The sequence below is a fragment of the Leptospiraceae bacterium genome (assembly GCA_015075105.1).
GTDB lineage: Bacteria > Spirochaetota > Leptospiria > Leptospirales > Leptospiraceae > JABWCC01.
Map to the genome: position 1 here is coordinate 1 of JABTUZ010000003.1, position 3,575 is coordinate 3,575.

The window sequence follows — 3,575 nt, forward strand, 5'->3', positions numbered from 1 at the left end:
TGTGGGCGGGCGTGGATTCTGTTTGGGAGCAGGAAAAACTTGAAGCCAGAAAAATGCTTGAAAATGCCGCAGAATCCCACACGTCAGGTGCACGCTTTGTTAGACCCGCTCTTGATTTTAGAAGTGTCCTAGTTCTTTGTTCGTTGCCCATTTGCGAAGTTTATCCATTGCCTGCGTTTGAATTTGTCTTACTCGCTCTCTTGATACACCAAGTTTTTCACCAACATAAGCAAGTGTTGATGTTTCTCCATTTTCAAACCCATATAACAAACGAATGACCAATGACTCTCTTGGATTCAAGATTGATATGCCTTCCGCAATAATTTCTTTCAGTTGACTGGAAGAAATTTCTTCTTCTATTGAATCTTTTTCGTCAGAAAGAAGTTCCCCAAATTCAGTACCTTCAAAATTCTTTAATGGCTCATCTAATGACTGTATTTTTTGTGAAACTTTTTGAATTCCTTCAAGACGTTTGAGGGAAATTCTCATTGCTTTAGAAATCTCGTCTTGGGTTGGAAATCTTCCAAGTTTATTCGTTAAGTCACTTTTTGCTTTTTGCAATCTAAGAATATCATCCATCAAGTGTGCAGGTAATCTTACTGCTCTACCGCCCGATGCAACCCCCCTACTTATAGTTTGCCAAATCCACCATTTTGCATAGGTACTAAACCTATACCCTAATTTGGGGTCGTATTTTTCGATAGCCTTAATTAAGCCTATATGCCCTTCCTGAACTAAATCTAGGAGCGTTAAACCAGTCCAAGTATATTTTTTGGCTACATTGATTACTAACCTAGAGTTGGCTGTAATTAATAAATTAAAAGCGTCTCTCCCGTATTCAATTTTCTGTATAAGTTCTTCTTTTTGGGAATAGGTTAGTTTTTTTGACGAAGATAATAATTTCTTTTTTGCGGTCTTTGCTTCTTCAACTTGCGTAGCCAATTGAACTTCTTCTGCGGCAGTTAATAATGGAACTTCTCTTACATCCATAAGAAATAGAGCGACAATATCGGGTGATGCCGAATTGTCGAAAATTGATAAATCGTATTTTGAAACAAATTTTGTTCTCATTGTTGTTTGATTATATCAGTCGAAAGGGTAGGTATGATGACTATATAGTGTAGACTTATATACATCACGTCCAGATAATACACCAACATGAAACATAGCGTACTCAAGAAAATCGGTCAAAACATACGTACTTGCCGTATCAACAAGGGTTTATCCCAAGAACGATTGGCGGAAATATGTGGTTTGCACCGAACTTATGTTGGTAGTGTTGAACGGGGCGAAAGAAACATAAGTATTTTGAATCTTGAGCGAATCGCCAATGCCCTTAATACCACAATAAAGGATTTGCTCAATGACCACAACAATTCAACAGACTGAAGAATATCGCGCAAAACTAGAAAACTGTCTCAATATCTTAAGAAGCAAAATTGAAAAAATCCAAATTGGAAGTAGTAAACAATTTCCTTTTGGATGGAGAAAAGCGGCTAAAGGCAGAACAGTTTGGAGAATTGTAGAAGAAGCAATTAATCAGAATTTAGAAAAATTCCATGAAGAATTGGGAATTGAATCTATTGAGCCGTCTGATTCTGAGGTCAGTGTATATGATACGAAATTAAAATTTCAAGGCGATAAGGATTTTATATACACCAATATCAAATCTGCGGTTCTTGGCGGAAGAACAAATAAAGATGATATTTCTAAGGCTAATGGATTGCAGGAATTTTTTCAGCAAGATATTGATAGGCAATTATTTATTTCGACTTTTGTAATTCGTTTTGACGATGAAATGACAATCAGTTTAACCGATTGCCATGTGATGCCGATAATGTGGTTGCCTGATATATATGTAAATCCAAGCAATAATGGAAACTTACAATCTTCCAAGTATAAAGATGTAAATGATGCAATCAAAAGAACTAACAAGGAATTTTTTGCTGAATTATCGTCTGCTGTGGAAGTGGCACAGGGCAAGCGAAGAAAAAAACAAGGATAAAAATTACGAGTATCGTATTGGGTTTTTGCAAAAATCCAATACGATTTTTTTTGTTTCGTCCGTAATTTTCCCTGCTCCAAAGACAATATCATCAATTTCAGAAAGATATTTTCCAACTATGTTTCCATTGATTTTATTAGTGTAAACATGTTGACTTATTCTTGCCAATTCGGTTTTCTCGCCTAAAGAAAATTCTATGACGGGGATTCTTGATAAATAACCAGATGTAATCATATTGGAACGAATTAATACTCCCCTGACCATGTACATTACTAAACTGCTGTTTAGATAGGACATCAGCCACCATATATCCTCTTTGTCACATATTATGTTTGGATTTACGCCATAAGTAGAATTTGGAGGTAAGTAGCAAGCGGTAAATTGAACTCCCATAGAAGAGCATGTTATGCCTTCTTTGAATAATAGTTTTTTATTTCTAACCATAAATGTTTTGACTTTTTTTTCTATTTCAAGAAAATCAGACGGGAGATAGCCATCTGGCTCTGTAAAAAAACGTCTTGACGCAGGGTTTTTATAAAAGGGGATTGTATATTTATCATCTTTAGTACGGGAAATATATTCCCCATCATTTCCAGTTGAAATTCCAGTTATACATTGGTATTTTTCACCCAGTCTAGGCAGTTGGAAAAGGGTTGTTATCTCTTTAGGGCTTCCAATTGTGAATTCTAAATTGTCTCGGCTATCGCTCAGAACAATTTCAGAAATACTATTTTTTTCAAAACAACCTTCGTCTAATCGCCCGATAAACTCTTGTGTATTCAAGGTTCTGTTTAAAGTATGAATAGTTCCTTGATATTGTTTGCCTTTTTGCAATATCAATAAACAAGTTCTAATATCGGCTTTCTGGCTAAGAAATAAATCAGTTGGACATAATAGCAGGTAATGAATAGAACACTCTCTAAGAATTTGCCTTCTTAATCCTTCGTGCATTTTTGCTGTCAAAAACGAATCAAGTGTTATCAACCCAATAACAGCACCTTCTTTTGCAAGATTGATAATTGAAGAAATGAACATTGCATACATGTTTGCAACGCCCACATCAGGAAACAAGCCTAGTAATTGAGATTTGTTTTTTTGAATGTATTCGGTTTCATGGCAATTGTAGGGAGGATTGGCAATATAAAAATCATGTGGAAGATGATTCATTAGACCGAAAACAGTCTCATTAACTTTATTTCCATACAACGCAAAGAAATCTTGTTGAGCAAAATTTGATTTGCTATGCACCCCGTAATCTACAATATCAATGCTTTCTATTTCTTTACCTTGTTCGTAGAAAACATCCAGCATTTCTTCTTTACCAACGCAAGGGTCTAAAACTAAACTGCCACCCGAATTAATTTCCAACATTTTTTTAGATAAAAAATCGGAAACAAATTTGGGAGTTGAGTAATATCCATTTTCCCTTCTGTCCACCCCATCCAAAGTTAATACTTCTTTCTTGTGTCTACCCATTCCAAAGCCTCACAATTTTCATAATTTCTAAAGATTATAGCAGAATATAGTCATCAACCATTAGAGAAAACGCTAATTTTGCAAGGAAGGGTCT

4 protein-coding genes are annotated in these 3,575 nt (G+C 35.4%); 2 read left to right on the top strand and 2 right to left on the bottom strand.

The window, feature by feature from the left end; translation table 11 throughout:
- Positions 1-117: 117 nt before the first annotated feature.
- On the bottom strand, positions 118-1,071 hold the full coding sequence (locus HS129_16675) for a sigma-70 family RNA polymerase sigma factor (GenBank protein ID MBE7413671.1): 954 nt from the start codon (positions 1,069-1,071) through the stop codon (positions 118-120).
- An 87-nt stretch (positions 1,072-1,158) separates the two neighbouring features.
- Here HS129_16675 and HS129_16680 point away from each other — a divergent pair, with 87 nt between their 5' ends.
- Positions 1,159-1,389, top strand: coding sequence for a helix-turn-helix transcriptional regulator (locus HS129_16680; GenBank protein ID MBE7413672.1), 231 nt, complete (start codon positions 1,159-1,161; stop codon positions 1,387-1,389).
- The gene (locus HS129_16685; GenBank protein ID MBE7413673.1) at positions 1,364-2,005 is read left to right on the top strand and encodes a hypothetical protein; all 642 of its coding nucleotides are present in this window, start codon (positions 1,364-1,366) and stop codon (positions 2,003-2,005) included. The genes HS129_16680 and HS129_16685 overlap by 26 nt, the downstream gene beginning before the upstream one ends.
- 3 nt (positions 2,006-2,008) lie before the next feature.
- Here the strand turns inward: HS129_16685 and HS129_16690 are convergent, their stop codons facing one another.
- Entirely contained in the window at positions 2,009-3,481 is a 1,473-nt protein-coding gene (locus HS129_16690; GenBank protein MBE7413674.1) for an N-6 DNA methylase, read from the bottom strand.
- Between the last annotated feature and the right edge of the window lie 94 nt (positions 3,482-3,575).

What these genes read in the sequence shown, in the direction of transcription:
- HS129_16675 (MBE7413671.1), bottom strand. Translation starts at nt 1,071, where the DNA reads ATGAGAACAAAATTTGTTTCAAAATACGATTTATCAATTTTCGACAAT.
- HS129_16685 (MBE7413673.1), top strand. Translation starts at nt 1,364, where the DNA reads ATGACCACAACAATTCAACAGACTGAAGAATATCGCGCAAAACTAGAA.
- HS129_16690 (MBE7413674.1), bottom strand. Translation starts at nt 3,481, where the DNA reads ATGGGTAGACACAAGAAAGAAGTATTAACTTTGGATGGGGTGGACAGA.
- HS129_16680 (MBE7413672.1), top strand. Translation starts at nt 1,159, where the DNA reads ATGAAACATAGCGTACTCAAGAAAATCGGTCAAAACATACGTACTTGC.